Origin of the sequence: Klebsiella sp. CN_Kp075, assembly GCF_040065055.2 — a bacterium.
Taxonomy (GTDB): Bacteria; Pseudomonadota; Gammaproteobacteria; order Enterobacterales; family Enterobacteriaceae; genus Klebsiella; species Klebsiella aerogenes.
The window spans coordinates 3201182-3218218 of sequence record NZ_CM198050.1; the positions used below are offsets into that span (position 1 = coordinate 3201182).

The window sequence follows — 17037 nt, forward strand, 5'->3', positions numbered from 1 at the left end:
GAAAAGGGATCAGTTAAGTGCGGCGCTGGTGGTCATGGCGACGGTCTTCGCGTTAACCGGCATTCCCGGCATAAACACTTTTTGTAAGCCATCGACGATAACTTTGTCGCCTGGGTTTAGCCCCTGTTTGACGATACGTAAACCGGCAGCCAGCCGCCCTGGCGTAATATCACGACGCTGAGCTTTTCCTTCTTTATCAACGATATAGACATATTTACGGTCCTGATCGGTCAGTACCGCTTTGTCGTCGATAAGCGTGGCTTTGAATTCAGCGCTGCCCGGCAAGCGGACGCGGGCAAAGAGCCCTGGCGTGAACAGACGCTGCGAATTGTCCAGCAGCGCGCGCATGCGGATCGTACCGGTGCTCGGCGTTAACTGATTATCCAGAAAATCCACTTTACCCTGATGAGGGTAGCCCTCTTCGCCCACAAGGCCGATCTCAACCGGTAATGCCTGGTGACTGCTGGAGGCCCCTTGCCCGCTACGGGCAAGATTTTGGTAGTGAAGATAGGTCGACTCATCCACGTCAAAGTAGACATAAACCGTTTTTTGCGACACCAGCGTGGTGAGCACGCTGGCGGTATCGCCAGCGGTGACCAGATTACCGCTGGTGATCAACGCGCGGCTGGCACGGCCGTCGATGGGCGCGGTCACTTTGGTGAAATCCAGATTAAGCTGCGCGGCATCAACCGCCGCCTGGGCGGCGCGAATATCCGCTTGCGCCTGAACGGCGGCGGAGCGGCGCTGCTCCCACTCTTCACGGGAAACCAGATTGGTATTGATTAATTTATCGGTGCGGTTTGCTTCACTGCGCGCCAGGTTAGCTTGTGTTTTGGCTCTTGCCAGATTCGCCTGCGCCTGTTCCAGCGCGGCACGATAGGTTCGATCGTCAATGGTGAATAACACCTCCCCCTTCTTCACCTCCTGACCGTCGGTGTAATTCACTTTATCAATATAGCCAGAGACGCGTGGTCGTAGCTGCACGCTTTCCACCGCTTCAATCCGACCATTAAAACTATCCCACTGGCTAATAGATTTCACCACCACGTCAGCGGCGCTGACGGCGGGAGCTTGCGGCGCGGCGTTTTGCGCGACGCCTTCATCGCAGCCGACGAGCAGCGCCGAGAGTAGCACCATACCTACTGCTGTCAGATGACGTTTTCCCCAGGTTTTTTGCAGGCTCATTATTTTTATTCCGGTAATTATCGCCGCCGGACAAGACGCTGCGGGAGACGCCGCGCCACTTCCTTTGTCCGGGCAGGCTTGAGGCCATTTGTGTCGTTCATCGCCACAAAACTGTAACAGTTGCGAATACACTATCGCGGCGATTGTAGGAAGGCGCTTAACTAAGTGCAAGAATAATTGTTGCACTTTATGTGCTATTCTTAGGTCGAAAAAAAGGCCTATTCCCGACACGGCATTAAATGCAACAATAAAACTTGCAATTAATCCCCAAACGGGCCACCTTTAAATGCAATTGTAAAAGGTACTTTTATTTTCTGCATGGGGGCAACAAAATGAACACTGCTGCGGTTATTCACGACCTACTGGATTGGATCGACAACAATCTCGAGAGCCGTCTGGATATTGAGACCGTTGCCAGGCGAGCGGGCTATTCGAAATGGCACCTGCAGCGGATCTTCAAGGAGCACACCGGTTACCCTCTCGCTGAGTATATTCGCATGCATAAGCTGCAAAGGTCGGTCGAACGCTTAGCCAACAGCGACGAGCCCATTTTAAACGTGGCAATCGCACTGGGTTTCGACTCCCAGCAATCCTTTAACCGCAGCTTCAAACGCCAGTATGGTCAGGCGCCCGGCGCCTGGCGACGAAGCGTCTCCGGCTCCCAAACGCCACCACTGCGCTTACCGTCGTGATAATCGTCCTCAGGGAATCGGTGAGCGAACGGTAGAAGCACCTATGTTTAGCAGCTATCAGGGCGTTGGACCTACCGTTATGATTGGTCCATACCAAACAAACAAGGACGCGTTACCATGCTGAACAAATCACCGGTGGTGTTGTTATTGTTCCCTTTACTGCTGGCAGGCTGTCATCATCCTCAGCCCACGTCGCACGCGGCAGCGAGCGCCACTGAAGTAGACGATCTGTTCGCCAGCCCCCCTTCGTCGAAACCATCGAGTCGGGTTACCTACGCCCGGCAGATAATGACCGCCATCAAGGCAAAAATGCCTGATTCCGCGGAATATTCCGGGCAAAGCTGTCGGGTTCGTTTGTCGCTGCAGCGTGATGGCGCCGTGAGTTCCATCAGTGCGGAAAAAGGTGATGAACAACTGTGTCATGCGGTGATATCAGCATTTAAGCAAGCTGACATTCCTGCCGCGCCGGATGATGACGCTTATCAGACGTTTAAAAATACCAGTATTGATTTTAAAGCATAAGACCAGCGCTTTATTACCAGCAATACGGCATTCAACCGGCCGTCATCCGTAGTATATTAGAAGCAGTCTCGGTTATCAGGTAATTGCAATGTCTTACTCCATCGGCGAATTTTCCCGTCTTTGCGGCATCAATGCGACCACGCTGCGGGCCTGGCAACGCCGGTACGGCCTGCTTAAACCCGAGCGCACCGATGGAGGCCACCGCCTCTATAACGATAACGATGTCCAGCTGGCGCTGAAAATTCTCGACTGGGTAAAAAAAGGGGTTCCCGTAAGCCAGGTCAAACCGCTGTTGACCCGCCCTGACGGCGGCCCAGGCAATAACTGGCTTGTCCTGCAGGACAACATGCTGCAGCGGCTGAAAGAGGGAAAAATCGAATCCCTACGCCAGCTGATCTACGACGCCGGTCGGGAAAATCCCCGCCCTGAGCTGGTTACCAACGTATTGCGCCCGTTACGCAGTAAAGTATCGGCTAATGTGCCGGCGATGCAGACCCTGCGTGAGATCCTCGACGGCATTATCATCTCCTACACCTCTTTTTGTCTTGAAGGCGATAAACGCGCGCCGGGCGATAACTATCTGATTACCGGCTGGCACCTGAGCGACCCATGTGAAATCTGGCTGGAAGCGCTCATACGTACCGGACAAGCTCATCGCATTGATGTGCTGCCGATGCCGTCCACCGCGCTGGCCCCGGAAATATTTCCTCAACGCCACTGGTTGCTGGTGACCACGGGCCAGCTCACCGCCGCACGCCAGAGACAGATAGACCTCTGGCGCCAGCACGTTGTCTCTCTGGACGTTATCTCCCTGTAAAAAATAGCTTTGCTCCCCTGCGCCATGTTCTCCGCTAAAAAATCGCGCCAAAAACTTGGACAAAAATTCGTGATTGTGTAAGTTTAATATATCGGGCTAACCGTTTTTGCGGGACGACCCAAACAGTGAGAACAAAGCGAGGAGAACGCCATGAATAAGCAACCTGTGATTGGCATCAGCGGCTGTTTAACCGGCTCGTCCGTGCGCTTTGATGGCGGACATAAACGATTGCCATTTGCGATGGATGAACTGGCGCCGTGGGTAACCTTCAAACCCATTTGTCCGGAAATGGCCATCGGTCTGAGTTCCCCTCGTCCGGCCCTGCGCCTGGTGCAGACCGGTGCAGGTGATATTCAGATGCGTTTTAGCAGCGAACCGCACGACGATGTCACGCGCAAAATGGCGGACTTTACCGCCGGTTACCTGCCTGGGCTCGGCGAAGTAGCTGGCTTTATCGTCTGCGCCAAATCACCGAGCTGCGGCATGGAACGTGTGCGCCTGTATGATGAAAAAGGCAACCGCGGGCGCAAAGAAGGAACCGGCCTGTTTACCCGCGCGTTGATGGACGCCTATCCCTGGTTACCGGTAGAAGAGGATGGACGACTGCATGACCCGCAGCTAAGAGAGAATTTTGTCGAGCGTCTTTTCGCCCTGCATGAACTGAATACGCTGCGGGCCAATGGCCTGACCCGTCGGGGGTTACTGGATTTTCATAGCCGCTATAAACTGCAGCTGCTGGCGCATCATCAGGCCGGATATCGCGAAATCGGCCCTTTCGTCGCCTCAATGCATCAATGGCAAGACCTGGATGCCTTTTTCGTCGCCTACCGCGATAAGCTGATGGCGATCCTGAAAAACACCGCCTCCAGGAAAAACCATACCAACGTGCTGATGCACATTCAGGGCTATTTCCGCGAAAGGTTGAATAGCCGTCAGCGCGGCGAACTGCGTGACGTAATACTGGATTATCGCGCGGGGCTGCTCCCTATTCTGGCGCCCCTGACGCTGCTTAAGCACTACCTGGCCGAGTATCCCGACCGCTATCTGCAGGCGCAAAACTATTTTGATCCCTACCCGCAGGATTTAGCCCTGCGCCTGGGCGTCAATTAGCAGCCAGGCTGTGCTCTATTACGACGAAGCGTGACTACTTCTTCTTATTCATCATGGCTTTTAAATCAGCAAAAGGATTGTAGGTGGCTTCACCGACATCCTTTTGCGCATCTTCACCGGCCACCACTCTGGTGCCGTACTGATCGGCCTCGGTATACTTGGAGTGCTCGTGATCGTGACAATAGAGGCACAATAGCTCCCAGTTGCTGCCATCTTCCGGGTTATTGGTATGATCGTGATCGATGTGATGTACCGTCAGTTCACGCAGGTTGGAGTAGACAAACTCGCGCGAGCAGCGTCCGCAGACCCATGGATAAATTTTAAGCGCCTTCTCGCGATAGCCACTTTCCAGGCGGGCATAGTTTTTGGGGATCAAAGCCATGGTAGGTATTACCTGTGATAAAGAGATAATTTACGATAATAGCGCCAATATAGCGTAAAACGGAGCAGGAAAGGAAATCGATGCGCAGACGTGAGCGGTAGCTAAATCCCGGCGTGGCGCCGGGAAGACGATTATTAATGGCTGGTGACTGTCGCCGCCGCTATCGGATGATCCGCTGAAGCGACAACCGTGGTACGCGCAACTGGGTGGCGACCGTTATCGCTGGTTGCCGCCGCCACCGCCACCGGATGGTCTGCCGAAGCGACAGCCGCGGTGCGCGCCACCGGATGGTTGCCGTTATCGCTGGTTGCCGCCGCTACCGCCACCGGATGATCGGCCGAGGCTACGGCTGCGGTCCTTGCGACCGGATGATAACCCGCAAACGCAGAAATACTTGCTGATGCTAATACCAGGGTCAAAATAATCTTTCTCATAATATCACCTCTAATAATAATAACCTGAATAACCAGGTAAAATATGGCAATCAATAAAGCCAATTGATGAATTACCGTAGCAAGCGGCAGCGAACATGAATAGCTCACTGTTATTTAATTATGGATAACCCGGTACACAGCAAATAAAAACGGGAGCCCTGGGCTCCCGTTTCGCATTAATCCAGAAAGCTGGATTACATGTTTTTGATGATCGCGTCGCCGAACTCAGAGCATTTCAGCAGCTTAGCGCCTTCCATCAGACGTTCGAAGTCATAGGTCACGGTCTTGGCGGCGATGGCGCCTTCCATGCCTTTAACGATCAGGTCTGCGGCTTCAAACCACTGCATGTGGCGCAGCATCATTTCTGCGGACAGGATGATGGAACCTGGGTTCACTTTGTCCTGGCCGGCATACTTCGGCGCAGTACCGTGGGTGGCTTCGAACAGCGCGCACTCGTCGCCGATGTTGGCGCCCGGCGCGATACCGATACCGCCAACCTGCGCCGCCAGGGCGTCAGAAATGTAGTCGCCGTTCAGGTTCATACAGGCGATAACATCGTATTCAGCCGGACGCAGCAGGATTTGCTGCAGGAACGCATCGGCGATCACGTCTTTAACCACGATCTCTTTGCCGGTGTTCGGGTTCTTGATTTTCACCCACGGGCCGCCGTCGATCAGCTCACCGCCGAACTCTTCGCGAGCCAGCTGGTAACCCCAGTCTTTGAACGCGCCTTCGGTGAACTTCATGATGTTGCCTTTGTGCACCAGGGTCACGGAATCACGATCGTTGGTGATCGCGTATTCGATAGCGGCGCGTACCAGGCGTTTGGTACCTTCTTCAGAGCACGGCTTGATGCCGATACCGCAATGTTCCGGGAAGCGAATTTTCTTCACGCCCATCTCATCGCGCAGGAATTTGATAACTTTGTCAGCTTCGGCAGAATCTGCTTTCCACTCGATACCCGCATAAATATCTTCGGAGTTTTCGCGGAAGATAACCATATCGGTCAGTTCCGGGTGTTTAACCGGGCTCGGGGTACCCTGATAGTAACGTACCGGACGCAGGCAAACGTAGAGATCCAGCTCCTGACGCAGCGCCACGTTCAGAGAACGGATGCCGCCGCCAACTGGCGTCGTCAGAGGACCTTTAATAGCAACGCGGTAATCACGAATCAGATCGAGGGTTTCAGCAGGCAGCCAGACATCCTGGCCGTAAACGTGGGTAGATTTTTCACCGGTGTAAACTTCCATCCAGGAAATTTTACGCTCGCCTTTATAGGCTTTCTCAACGGCGGCATCAACCACTTTCAGCATCGCTGGGGTAACGTCGACACCGATACCGTCGCCTTCAATGAACGGGATAATCGGGTTATGAGGGACGTTCAGTTTGCCGTTTTGCAGGGTGATTTTCTGACCTTCCGCCGGAACTACTACTTTGCTTTCCATTAACCTCTCCTTCGAGCGCTTCTGGTTCTGCTCTTCCCTCTTCACGCGAGCCTGGTGTTGGCTTAGTCGGCCTACTCCTGAGTACCGGGTCGCCCCGCTAACCGGAGATTCGCGTCCGTGTTGCCTTCCTGCCTGTATTGCGAATCGGTTTGAGCAATTTTTTGTTAATAATTTGTAATGAGCATGTCAATACTACCTGAATGTTTGCGTCCATGAAAGGCATTCGTAATTAGGCTATAATGCGGCAATTGAGAGAGCCTGAAAATACCATGCAGAAAACTTCATTTAGAAAACATCGCGTTGAGCGATTCAGCACACAACAAGTGACCAGACAACGTAAAGAACGCCAGCTTAAAACTGTGATCTTGTTCAATAAACCCTACGATGTGTTGCCGCAATTTACCGACGAGTCCGGGCGCAGCACGCTGAAGGATTTTATTCCTGTCGCCGGTGTTTACGCCGCCGGTCGTCTTGACCGCGACAGCGAAGGTCTGCTGGTGCTGACCAACGACGGCGCGCTACAGGCAAAACTGACCCAGCCCGGTAAGCGCACCGGCAAAATTTACTACGTTCAGGTGGAAGGCGAACCTACAGAAGAAGCGATCCGCGCGCTGCGCGACGGAGTGACGCTAAACGATGGACCCACCCTACCCGCCGGCGTGGAGCTGGTGGATGAACCCGCCTGGCTTTGGCCGCGCAATCCGCCGATTCGCGAGCGTAAATCGATTCCCACTCGCTGGCTAAAAATCACCCTCTATGAGGGACGCAACCGTCAGGTTCGCCGGATGACCGCCCACGTCGGTTTTCCGACGCTAAGGCTGATTCGCTACGCCATGGGCGGCTATACGCTTGATGGTTTAGCCAACGGCGAGTGGCGTCAAACCGAATAACAGCATTCATAAGGAAGCTCGATGTTTAAACCGCACGTCACCGTCGCCTGCGTGGTTCACGCCAAAGGCAAATTCCTGATTGTTGAAGAGACAATTAACGGCAAAGCGCTATGGAACCAGCCAGCCGGTCATCTCGAAGCCAATGAGACCCTGACGCAAGCCGCCGAGCGCGAACTGTGGGAGGAGACCGGTATTCGCGCCGCGCCGCAGCACTTCATCCGCATGCACCAGTGGCAGGCCCCGGATAACACGCCGTTCCTGCGCTTCCTGTTTGCCATTGAGCTTAACGATACGTGCGCTACTGAACCGCACGACAGCGACATCGATCGCTGTCTGTGGCTCGGTGCTGAGGAAATTCTTAACGCGAAAAACCTGCGTTCGCCGCTGGTGGCGGAAAGCATTCGCAGCTATCAGCAGGATCCGCGGCATCCGCTGTCGCTGATTGCGGAATTTAACTGGCCGTTCACAGGGGGTGCCTGAACGGTTAGCGCGTGCTAGAATACGCCGCCTTGAAGTTCAATGTGGTGAGTATTCCAATGTCAGAAAGTCCAAAAAAAGTGATCGTCGGCATGTCCGGCGGCGTCGATTCCTCTGTTTCCGCCTACCTTCTGCAACAGCAAGGGTATAAGGTGGAAGGCCTGTTCATGAAGAACTGGGAGGAAGACGACGGTGAGGAATACTGCACCGCCGCTGCCGACCTCGCCGACGCGCAAGCCGTCTGCGATAAGCTCGGTATTGAACTGCATACCGTCAACTTTGCCGCAGAATACTGGGATAACGTCTTTGAGCTGTTCCTCGAAGAGTATAAAGCCGGCCGTACGCCGAACCCGGATATCCTGTGCAACAAAGAGATCAAATTCAAAGCCTTCCTTGAGTTCGCCGCAGAGGATCTCGGCGCTGACTACATCGCCACCGGTCACTACGTGCGCCGCGCCGATGTCAACGGCAAAAGCCAACTGCTGCGCGGGCTCGACGGCAATAAAGACCAGAGCTATTTCCTCTACACTCTCAGCCACGAACAAATCGCGCAAAGCTTGTTCCCGGTCGGTGAGCTGGAAAAGCCGCAGGTGCGCAAAATCGCCGAAGAACTGGATCTGATCACTGCGAAGAAAAAAGACTCTACCGGCATCTGCTTTATCGGCGAGCGTAAATTCCGCGACTTCCTGGGCCGCTATCTGCCTGCGCAGCCGGGCAAAATCATCACCGTCGATGGCGATGAGATAGGCGAACACCAGGGGCTGATGTATCACACCCTCGGACAGCGTAAAGGGCTCGGCATCGGCGGCACCAAAGAAGGTAGCGAAGATCCATGGTACGTGGTCGATAAAGACGTGGAAAACAACGTGCTGATTGTCGCCCAGGGTCACGATCACCCGCGTCTGATGTCCGTCGGCCTGATTGCCCAGCAGTTACACTGGGTCGATCGTCAGCCGCTGCAGGGCACCCTTCGCTGTACGGTAAAAACCCGCTACCGCCAGACCGACATCCCCTGCACCGTGAAGGCGCTGGATGACGACCGCATCGAAGTTATCTTTGATGAACCCGTCGCCGCCGTGACGCCGGGACAGTCGGCTGTATTCTATAGCGGCGAAGTGTGCCTCGGCGGCGGAATTATCGAACAGCGCCTGCCGCTGGTATCCTGATCGACCATTTTCCGCCGGACGCCTGATTAACGCCCGGCGGGTTACAAGGAGTAAGCGTGGCGAAGAATTATTATGACATCACTCTGGCGTTGGCGGGCGTATGCCAGGCAGCGCGGCTGGTTCAGCAACTGGCGCATCAGGGGCATTGCGACAGCGACGCCCTGCACGTTTCGCTGAACAGCATCATCGATCTCGACCCGGATTCAACGTTGGCGGTATTCGGTGGTAGTGAAGCCAATCTTCGTCTCGGGCTTGAGACTCTGCTCGGCGTGCTGAATACCAGCAGCCGTCAGGGCCTCAACGCGGAACTCACCCGATACACATTGAGCCTGATGGTGCTGGAACGTAAACTCGCCGCCAGCAAAGGGGCGATGGATACTCTCGGCAACCGCATCGGCGGCCTGCGCCGTCAGTTGGAACATTTTGATCTACAATCTGAAACGCTGCTCAGCGCGATGGCTGGCATTTACGTTGACGTCATCAGCCCGTTGGGGCCGCGCATTCAGGTCACCGGTTCTCCTGCCGTGCTGCAAAGCCCGCAGGTTCAGGCGAAGGTACGCTCTACCCTGCTCGCCGGCATTCGTTCCGCCGTGCTCTGGCATCAGGTTGGCGGCGGACGTCTGCAGCTCATGTTTTCTCGCAATCGTCTGGTTAACCAGGCAAAACAAATTCTTGCTCATTTAACCCCGGAGTTATGATTTATGGAATTATCCTCACTGACCGCCGTTTCCCCCGTAGACGGCCGCTACGGCGATAAAGTCAGCGCGCTGCGCGGTATCTTCAGCGAATTCGGTTTGCTGAAATTCCGTGTACAGGTAGAAGTCCGCTGGCTGCAAAAACTGGCCGCGCACGCAGCGATCAAGGAAGTTCCTGCTTTTGCTGCCGACGCAAACGGTTTCCTTGATAAAATCGTTGCCGACTTCAGCGTAGAGGACGCGGAGCGTATCAAAACCATCGAACGCACCACTAACCACGACGTGAAAGCGGTAGAATATTTCCTCAAGGAAAAAGTCGCCGATATCGCCGAGCTGCACGCGGTGTCAGAATTCATTCACTTCGCCTGTACTTCTGAAGACATCAACAACCTGTCGCACGCGCTGATGCTGAAAACCGCACGTGACGAAGTGGTGCTGCCGTACTGGCGTAAACTGATTGACGCGATTAAAGATTTGGCGACCCAATACCGTGACGTGCCGCTGCTTTCTCGTACCCACGGTCAACCGGCGACCCCGTCCACCATGGGCAAAGAGATGGCTAACGTCGCCTATCGTATGGAGCGCCAGTACCGTCAGCTGAACCAGGTGGAAATCCTCGGTAAAATCAACGGCGCGGTCGGTAACTACAACGCCCACATCGCCGCCTATCCGGAAGTTGACTGGCATCAGTTCAGCGAAGAGTTCGTTACCTCACTGGGTATTCAGTGGAACCCGTACACCACCCAGATTGAACCGCACGACTACATCGCCGAACTGTTTGATTGCATCGCGCGCTTCAATACCATCCTGATCGATTTCGATCGCGATGTGTGGGGCTACATCGCGCTCAACCACTTCAAACAGAAAACCATCGCGGGTGAAATCGGCTCTTCAACCATGCCGCATAAAGTGAACCCGATTGACTTCGAAAACTCCGAAGGCAATCTGGGCCTGGCGAACGCCGTGATGCAGCACCTGGCCAGCAAGCTCCCGGTTTCTCGCTGGCAGCGCGACCTGACCGACTCCACCGTGCTGCGTAACCTCGGCGTGGGCATCGGCTATGCGCTGATCGCGTACCAATCCACCCTGAAAGGCGTGAGCAAACTGGAGCTGAACCAGGATCGTCTGCTGGACGAACTGGATCACAACTGGGAAGTGCTGGCTGAGCCGATCCAGACGGTGATGCGCCGCTACGGTATCGAAAAGCCGTACGAGAAGCTGAAAGAGCTGACCCGCGGTAAGCGCGTTGACGCCGAAGGTATGCAGCAGTTCATCGACGGCCTGCCGCTGCCAGAAGCAGAAAAAATCCGCCTGAAGGCGATGACCCCGGCTAACTACATCGGCCGCGCGATCACCATGGTCGACGAGCTGAAGTAACCAGCCTGCCTCAGGTAGCATGGGCAATCTCTTCGCACATGCTACCTGGCAACCCTCCACTTTCCACGCAAAAAAATCTCTCTCCCGCCTGGTTTAAATAATGTTTACCCCCAGCGCCACATAATCGCGTTAAACTATTCAAATCGAAAATGAAATGGAGAATGGGCATGCGCGTACTCGTCGTTGAGGATAATGCTCTGCTGCGCCATCACCTCAAGGTCCAGCTACAGGAACTGGGGCATCAGGTGGATGCCGCGGAAGATGCAAAGGAAGCAGATTACTACCTGGGCGAGCATATCCCGGATGTCGCCATCGTTGACCTTGGCCTGCCGGATGAAGACGGCCTGTCGCTGATCCGCCGCTGGCGTAGTCACGACGTATCGGTACCGGTACTGGTACTGACCGCCCGTGAAGGCTGGCAGGATAAAGTCGAGGTGCTGAGCGCCGGCGCCGATGACTACGTCACCAAACCCTTCCACATCGAAGAGGTCGCCGCCCGCATGCAGGCGTTGCTGCGTCGCAATAGCGGCCTGGCGTCACAGGTAATTTCGATTCCGCCTTTCCAGGTTGACTTATCGCGCCGCGAATTATCGGTCAATGACCAGCCGATTAAGCTCACCGCCTTTGAGTACACCATTATGGAAACGCTGATCCGCAACCGCGGCAAAGTGGTGAGCAAAGATTCGCTGATGCTGCAGCTCTATCCGGATGCCGAACTCCGCGAAAGCCACACTATTGATGTGCTGATGGGGCGGCTGCGTAAGAAAATCCAGACGCAATATCCGCAAGAGGTGATCACCACCGTGCGCGGTCAGGGCTACTTATTCGAACTGCGCGGATGAAAGGCGTGTTGCGACATATTCTCCCGCTTTCACTGCGCGTCCGCTTCCTGCTGGCGACAGCCGCCGTGGTGCTGATCCTGTCGCTGGCCTACGGCATGGTTGCGCTGGTAGGCTACAGCGTCAGTTTCGATAAAACCACTTTCCGCCTGCTGCGCGGCGAGAGCAACCTGTTCTACATGCTGGCGAAGTGGGAAAATAACCACATCGATGTCGATATTCCAGAACACCTGAATATGCAGAGCCCGACGGTGACGCTGATTTACGACGCCAAAGGTAAACTGCTGTGGGCACAGCATGACGTCCCCTGGCTGGTGAAGCGGATCCAACCTGAATGGCTGAAAAGCAACGGTTTTCATGAAATCGAAGCCGATGTTGGCAGCAGTAGTATGCTGCTGCGCAATAATGATGAAATTCGCGAGCAGCTTGACGCCATCCGCGAGGAAGATGACTCCTCGGAGATGACGCACTCGGTGGCGATTAATCTCTATCCGGCCACCGCGAAGATGCCGCAATTAAGCATTGTGGTGGTCGACACCATTCCTGTGGAGCTTAAACGCTCTTATATGGTGTGGAGCTGGTTTATCTACGTGCTGGCGGCTAACCTGCTGCTGGTCATCCCGCTGCTGTGGCTTGCCGCCTGGTGGAGTTTACGCCCTATCGAATCACTGGCGAAAGAGGTCCGCGAACTGGAAGAACATCATCGTGAGAGGCTCGATTCTCACACCACTCGTGAACTTACCGGTCTGGTCAGCAACCTTAATCGCCTGCTGAAAAGCGAACGCGACCGCTACGACAAATACCGAACCACCCTCACTGACTTAACCCACAGCCTGAAAACGCCGCTGGCGGTGCTGCAAAGCACCCTACGCTCGCTGCGCGGCGAGAAAATTAGCGTCAGCGAAGCAGAGCCGGTGATGCTGGAGCAGATTAGCCGCATCTCACAGCAAATCGGCTATTATCTGCACCGCGCCAGCATGCGCAGCGGCAATGCGCTTCTCAGCCGCGAACTGCACCCGATCGCCCCGCTGCTGGATAGCCTGACCTCGGCTTTGAATAAGGTCTACCAGCGTAAAGGGGTTAACATCACGCTGGATATTTCGCCGGAGATAAGCTTTGTCGGCGAGCAGAACGACTTTATGGAAGTGATGGGCAACGTGCTTGATAACGCCTGCAAGTACTGTCTGGAATTTGTCGAAGTCTCGGTACGCCAGACCAACGACAACCAGCTGCATATTCTGGTGGAGGATGACGGCCCCGGAATTCCCCGTAACCAGCGCACGGCGGTGTTCGATCGCGGCCAGCGCGCCGATACGTTGCGTCCGGGTCAGGGGGTAGGCTTGTCTGTCGCCCGCGATATCGTCGAACAGTACGATGGCGATATCCTGACCGGCGACAGCCTGCTCGGCGGCGCCTGCATGGAAGTTATCTTTGGCCGACAACTTCCTGATGATAAAGAGAGCTAACGCAGCAGTTTTTTAACGGCGCCTGCATCGCCGCGGCGTCGCATCCGTTATAATCCCAGACAGACACCTGCTGTGGAATATAAATATGGACTATCAATTAACGCTTAACTGGCCCGACTTTATCGAACGCTACTGGCAAAAACGCCCGGTAGTGTTAAAGCGCGGCTTCGCCAATTTCATCGACCCAATCAGCCCGGATGAACTGGCCGGCCTGGCCATGGAGAGCGAGGTCGACAGCCGTCTGGTGAGTCATCAGGACGGAAAATGGCAGGTCAGCCATGGTCCATTTGAAAGCTACGATCATCTTAGCGAAAACAACTGGTCGCTGCTGGTGCAAGCGGTGAACAATTGGCACGAGCCGACGGCGGCGTTGATGCATCCCTTTCGCGCCCTACCGGACTGGCGTATCGATGACCTGATGATCTCCTTCTCCGTCCCCGGCGGGGGCGTGGGCCCGCACCTTGATCAATACGATGTGTTTATCATTCAGGGTACCGGCCGCCGGCGCTGGCGCGTGGGCGAAAAGGTGCCGATGAAACAGCACTGCCCGCATCCGGATCTGCTGCAGGTTGATCCGTTTGAAGCCATCATCGATGAAGAGATGGAACCTGGCGATATTCTCTACATTCCGCCAGGATTCCCGCATGAAGGCTATTCGCTGGAAAATTCGCTTAACTATTCGGTCGGCTATCGTGCGCCGAACGCTCGCGAGCTGTTCAGCGGCTTTGCTGACTATATTTTGCAACGAGAACTGGGTAGTCAGCGCTATGCCGACCCGGACGTGCCATCCCGCGACCATCCGGCCGATATTCTGCCGGTTGAGCTGGATCGTCTGCGCGAGATGATGCTGGGGCTGATTAACCAGCCTGAGCACTTTAAGCAGTGGTTTGGCGAGTTCATTACCCAATCCCGCCACGAGCTTGACGTGGCGCCGCCGGAGCCGCCATATCAGCCAGATGAAATTTACGATGCGCTGCAGCAGGGCGATAAGCTCGCCCGCCTCGGCGGCCTGCGCGTGCTGCGAATCGATGGCGAAGTGTTCGTCAACGGCGAGAAAATCAATTCTCCGCACCGCCCGGCGCTTGACGCGCTGGCAACGCATCTATCGCTGCGCGCCGAACATTTCGGCGATGCGTTGGAAGACCCATCTTTCCTCGCCATGCTGGCGGCGCTGGTCAACAGCGGCTATTGGTTCTTCGAGGACTGAGTCGACAGCCTGCCCGGTGGCGCTACGCTTACCGGGCCTACAAATGGCATCAACCCACATCCTGCCCGGTGGCGCTGCGCTTACCGGGCCTACAAACCACATCAACCCACATCCTGCCCGGTGGCGCTGCGCTTACCGGGCCTACAAACGGCATCAACCTACATCCTGCCCGGTGGCGCTGCGCTTACCGGGCCTACAAATGGCATCAACCTAAAACCTGCCCGGTGGCGCTGCGCTTACCGGGCCGACAAATGGCATCAACCTAAAACCTGCCCGGTGGCGCTGCGCTTACCGGGCCTACAACGGCATCAACCACACCCTGCCCGGTGGCGCTACGCTTGCCGGGCCTACAAATGGCATCGGCACCGTAGGCCGGATAAGGCGTAGCCGCCATCCGGCATATTACCGCCGCTCTCCGGCATCCATTTCGGCGATGTGCCCTGCCCAATCCTCAGGATATAACCCCTGCCTCACATCACGATGGAACGTTGAATATGGCCAATCACTCACACGTCCGACAAGCCGGTGTTTCACTGGATTGATATAAACGTAATCCATATGACGCCGATAATCTTCATCATTACGGATAGCATGTTCCCAAAAACGCGGCTGCCAGATCTGGCTTTGCGCTAACGCACGCGTAAAAGACTTTTTAATTTCCCGCCAACGACCAGAATAATCGGAATCGCCTTCCGGCAACGTCCAAATACAGTGCATATGTTCAGGTAACACAACCCAACTGTTAATCTGGAAAGGTCTTTTACGTTTAGCACAGGCTATCGCGGCACGAAGATGATCAATATGTCGTGTCAGCAGATCGCTGTGGCGATTTTGCAGGTTTACGGTGAAAAACCAGCAGCCGCCGGGGAGATAACTACGGCGATAATTTGACATCAGAGGTTCCCTCCTCTTCAGCTTATATGGACTCTTTTTGCCCGGTGGCGACTCACGCCTTACCGGGCCTACAGGACCGGGCTCTGGTTTAGCGTTTCGCCGTCAGCTCCGCAATCCGCACAATCACCTGCACGGCTTTCTCCATACCTTCCAGCGTGACAAACTCGTGCTTACCGTGATAGTTGTAGCCGCCGGTAAACAGATTCGGGCACGGTAATCCCATAAACGAGAGCTGGGCGCCGTCGGTACCGCCGCGTATTGGCTTTATCTGCGGCTCGATATCGCAGTCCACCATCGCCTGACGCGCGATGTCAACTACGTGCGGATGGGCAATCACCTTCTCATGCATGTTGTAATAACTATCTTCGATCACCAGTTCAATGTAGCAGTCAGGGTGCAGCCCTTTACCGACCTTTTTGGCGATCTCCATCATTTTGCGTTTACGCGCTTCAAACTGCTTGCGATCGAAATCACGCAAAATATAGTGCATCTCCGCCCGGTCAACGCTGCCTTTGATGCTGGTCAGGTGATAAAAGCCTTCATAACCGTCGGTGGTTTCCGGCGCTTCATTGGCGGGCACTTCGGCATGAATTCGCGCAGCCAGCGATAAGGCATTGACCATCACCCCTTTCGCGGTACCTGGATGCACATTATTGCCAACGATTTTGATAGTGACCGACGCGGCATTGAAGTTTTCAAATTCCAGCTCACCGACCCCGCCGCCATCAACGGTGTACGCCCAGCGGGCATCAAACGCGGCAACGTCAAAGTGCTTCGCGCCCTTCCCGACCTCTTCATCCGGCGTAAAAGCAACACGAATATCACCGTGAGGGATTTTTTTCGCCTGCAGCGTCGCCAACGCCGTCATGATCTCAGCGATGCCCGCTTTGTCGTCGGCGCCGAGCAGCGTTTTACCGTCGGTGGTAATAAGCGTCTGGCCTAACAGCTGATGCAGAACCGGGAACATCACCGGCGACAACACTTCATCGCCGATGCCGAGGGCGATATCGCCGCCGCGGTAGTTTTCAACAATTTGCGGATTCACGTTCTTACCGCTGAAATCCGGCGAGGTATCGACGTGGGAAATAAAACCGATGGCCGGGATTTCCCCTGCGACATTGGCCGGCAGCGTCCCCATCACCGTACCCTTCTCACTTAGCGTCACGTTGACCAGCCCCATTTCTTCCAGCTGGCTCTGCAGCAAACGCAGCAGCTTCCACTGCCCTTCGGTACTGGGAACCTGACGTACGCCAGGCTTCGATTGCGTATCTAAAGAAACATACTGCAGAAAACGCTCAAGCAATTTATCCATGTGGCCACCCTCTTTTTTTGTGACAACATTATCAATAAGGGCGAAAAGACAAATATTGCGTCAGGTCATTTTTAGCCCGTAAACCAAAATTTAATACATTTGCGTGCATTCTGTGTAAAGGTGATAC

At 55.0% G+C, this 17037-nt stretch carries 18 protein-coding genes; 12 read left to right on the forward strand and 6 right to left on the reverse strand.

Annotated elements, in window-relative coordinates:
- Positions 1-9: 9 nt before the first annotated feature.
- Positions 10-1185 carry a multidrug efflux RND transporter periplasmic adaptor subunit OqxA gene (oqxA, locus tag ABLV78_RS15320; protein WP_047046812.1) on the reverse strand — a complete coding sequence of 392 codons (1176 nt, stop codon included), beginning with the start codon at positions 1183-1185 and terminating at the stop codon, positions 10-12.
- A gap of 332 nt (positions 1186-1517) precedes the next feature.
- On the opposite strand from oqxA, the gene ABLV78_RS15325 reads away from it, so the two are divergent.
- The 4 genes from ABLV78_RS15325 (at position 1518) to ABLV78_RS15340 (ending at position 4326) form a co-directional block, all read left to right on the forward strand.
- Positions 1518-1877, forward strand: a complete 360-nt coding sequence (locus ABLV78_RS15325) for a helix-turn-helix domain-containing protein (protein WP_045393772.1) — start codon at positions 1518-1520, stop codon at positions 1875-1877.
- Positions 1878-1994: 117 nt separating this feature from the next.
- On the forward strand, positions 1995-2399 hold the full coding sequence (gene tolA, locus ABLV78_RS15330) for a cell envelope integrity protein TolA (protein WP_047046818.1): 405 nt from the start codon (positions 1995-1997) through the stop codon (positions 2397-2399).
- An 88-nt stretch (positions 2400-2487) separates the two neighbouring features.
- Entirely contained in the window at positions 2488-3216 is a 729-nt protein-coding gene (locus ABLV78_RS15335) for a MerR family transcriptional regulator (protein ID WP_047046819.1), read from the forward strand.
- Positions 3217-3366: 150 nt separating this feature from the next.
- Positions 3367-4326, forward strand: coding sequence for a YbgA family protein (locus ABLV78_RS15340; RefSeq protein ID WP_047046820.1), 960 nt, complete (start codon positions 3367-3369; stop codon positions 4324-4326).
- A 34-nt stretch (positions 4327-4360) separates the two neighbouring features.
- Here the strand turns inward: ABLV78_RS15340 and yajD are convergent, their stop codons facing one another.
- From yajD to icd, 3 genes are all read right to left on the reverse strand, one after another.
- On the reverse strand, positions 4361-4708 hold the full coding sequence (gene yajD / locus ABLV78_RS15345; RefSeq protein WP_015367133.1) for an HNH nuclease YajD: 348 nt from the start codon (positions 4706-4708) through the stop codon (positions 4361-4363).
- 134 nt (positions 4709-4842) lie between these two features.
- On the reverse strand, positions 4843-5142 hold the full coding sequence (locus ABLV78_RS15350) for a hypothetical protein (protein WP_047046967.1): 300 nt from the start codon (positions 5140-5142) through the stop codon (positions 4843-4845).
- Between the two features lie 194 nt (positions 5143-5336).
- Positions 5337-6587, reverse strand: coding sequence for an NADP-dependent isocitrate dehydrogenase (gene icd, locus ABLV78_RS15355; RefSeq protein ID WP_015705065.1), 1251 nt, complete (start codon positions 6585-6587; stop codon positions 5337-5339).
- A gap of 239 nt (positions 6588-6826) precedes the next feature.
- On the opposite strand from icd, the gene rluE reads away from it, so the two are divergent.
- The 8 genes from rluE (at position 6827) to ABLV78_RS15395 (ending at position 14704) form a co-directional block, all read left to right on the forward strand.
- A complete protein-coding gene (rluE, locus tag ABLV78_RS15360; RefSeq protein WP_045393759.1) occupies positions 6827-7477 on the forward strand; it encodes a 23S rRNA pseudouridine(2457) synthase RluE in 651 nt (216 codons plus the stop codon).
- 21 nt (positions 7478-7498) lie between these two features.
- On the forward strand, positions 7499-7957 hold the full coding sequence (locus ABLV78_RS15365; RefSeq protein ID WP_047046823.1) for an NUDIX hydrolase: 459 nt from the start codon (positions 7499-7501) through the stop codon (positions 7955-7957).
- 56 nt (positions 7958-8013) lie between these two features.
- Positions 8014-9120: a tRNA 2-thiouridine(34) synthase MnmA gene (mnmA, locus tag ABLV78_RS15370; RefSeq protein ID WP_045393753.1), complete on the forward strand. Its 1107-nt coding sequence runs from the start codon at positions 8014-8016 to the stop codon at positions 9118-9120.
- A 56-nt stretch (positions 9121-9176) separates the two neighbouring features.
- Positions 9177-9818: a high frequency lysogenization protein HflD gene (gene hflD / locus ABLV78_RS15375; protein ID WP_015367144.1), complete on the forward strand. Its 642-nt coding sequence runs from the start codon at positions 9177-9179 to the stop codon at positions 9816-9818.
- Between the two features lie 3 nt (positions 9819-9821).
- A complete protein-coding gene (gene purB, locus ABLV78_RS15380) occupies positions 9822-11192 on the forward strand; it encodes an adenylosuccinate lyase (protein ID WP_045393751.1) in 1371 nt (456 codons plus the stop codon).
- 167 nt (positions 11193-11359) lie between these two features.
- Positions 11360-12034, forward strand: coding sequence for a two-component system response regulator PhoP (gene phoP / locus ABLV78_RS15385; protein WP_047046826.1), 675 nt, complete (start codon positions 11360-11362; stop codon positions 12032-12034).
- A complete protein-coding gene (gene phoQ, locus ABLV78_RS15390) occupies positions 12031-13497 on the forward strand; it encodes a two-component system sensor histidine kinase PhoQ (protein WP_045393745.1) in 1467 nt (488 codons plus the stop codon). The genes phoP and phoQ overlap by 4 nt, the downstream gene beginning before the upstream one ends.
- 85 nt (positions 13498-13582) lie before the next feature.
- A complete protein-coding gene (locus tag ABLV78_RS15395; RefSeq protein WP_045375085.1) occupies positions 13583-14704 on the forward strand; it encodes a ribosomal protein uL16 3-hydroxylase in 1122 nt (373 codons plus the stop codon).
- Between the two features lie 402 nt (positions 14705-15106).
- Here the strand turns inward: ABLV78_RS15395 and ABLV78_RS15400 are convergent, their stop codons facing one another.
- Positions 15107-15598 (reverse strand): REP-associated tyrosine transposase, encoded by a 492-nt coding sequence (locus ABLV78_RS15400; RefSeq protein WP_047046833.1) that lies wholly within the window; start codon positions 15596-15598, stop codon positions 15107-15109.
- Positions 15599-15686: 88 nt separating this feature from the next.
- Complete coding sequence (pepT, locus tag ABLV78_RS15405; protein ID WP_045361297.1) at positions 15687-16910, reverse strand: peptidase T; 1224 nt, start codon at positions 16908-16910, stop codon at positions 15687-15689.
- Positions 16911-17037 lie beyond the last annotated feature (127 nt).

Excerpts from the sequence above, each read along its gene's own strand:
- mnmA (WP_045393753.1), top strand. The coding sequence starts at position 8,014 with ATGTCAGAAAGTCCAAAAAAAGTGATCGTCGGCATGTCCGGCGGCGTC.
- ABLV78_RS15395 (WP_045375085.1), top strand. The coding sequence starts at position 13,583 with ATGGACTATCAATTAACGCTTAACTGGCCCGACTTTATCGAACGCTAC.
- yajD (WP_015367133.1), bottom strand. The coding sequence starts at position 4,708 with ATGGCTTTGATCCCCAAAAACTATGCCCGCCTGGAAAGTGGCTATCGC.
- phoQ (WP_045393745.1), top strand. The coding sequence starts at position 12,031 with ATGAAAGGCGTGTTGCGACATATTCTCCCGCTTTCACTGCGCGTCCGC.
- ABLV78_RS15365 (WP_047046823.1), top strand. The coding sequence starts at position 7,499 with ATGTTTAAACCGCACGTCACCGTCGCCTGCGTGGTTCACGCCAAAGGC.
- rluE (WP_045393759.1), top strand. The coding sequence starts at position 6,827 with ATGCGGCAATTGAGAGAGCCTGAAAATACCATGCAGAAAACTTCATTT.
- tolA (WP_047046818.1), top strand. The coding sequence starts at position 1,995 with ATGCTGAACAAATCACCGGTGGTGTTGTTATTGTTCCCTTTACTGCTG.
- ABLV78_RS15325 (WP_045393772.1), top strand. The coding sequence starts at position 1,518 with ATGAACACTGCTGCGGTTATTCACGACCTACTGGATTGGATCGACAAC.
- purB (WP_045393751.1), top strand. The coding sequence starts at position 9,822 with ATGGAATTATCCTCACTGACCGCCGTTTCCCCCGTAGACGGCCGCTAC.
- phoP (WP_047046826.1), top strand. The coding sequence starts at position 11,360 with ATGCGCGTACTCGTCGTTGAGGATAATGCTCTGCTGCGCCATCACCTC.
- icd (WP_015705065.1), bottom strand. The coding sequence starts at position 6,587 with ATGGAAAGCAAAGTAGTAGTTCCGGCGGAAGGTCAGAAAATCACCCTG.
- ABLV78_RS15335 (WP_047046819.1), top strand. The coding sequence starts at position 2,488 with ATGTCTTACTCCATCGGCGAATTTTCCCGTCTTTGCGGCATCAATGCG.
- ABLV78_RS15340 (WP_047046820.1), top strand. The coding sequence starts at position 3,367 with ATGAATAAGCAACCTGTGATTGGCATCAGCGGCTGTTTAACCGGCTCG.
- oqxA (WP_047046812.1), bottom strand. The coding sequence starts at position 1,185 with ATGAGCCTGCAAAAAACCTGGGGAAAACGTCATCTGACAGCAGTAGGT.
- ABLV78_RS15400 (WP_047046833.1), bottom strand. The coding sequence starts at position 15,598 with ATGTCAAATTATCGCCGTAGTTATCTCCCCGGCGGCTGCTGGTTTTTC.
- ABLV78_RS15350 (WP_047046967.1), bottom strand. The coding sequence starts at position 5,142 with ATGAGAAAGATTATTTTGACCCTGGTATTAGCATCAGCAAGTATTTCT.
- pepT (WP_045361297.1), bottom strand. The coding sequence starts at position 16,910 with ATGGATAAATTGCTTGAGCGTTTTCTGCAGTATGTTTCTTTAGATACG.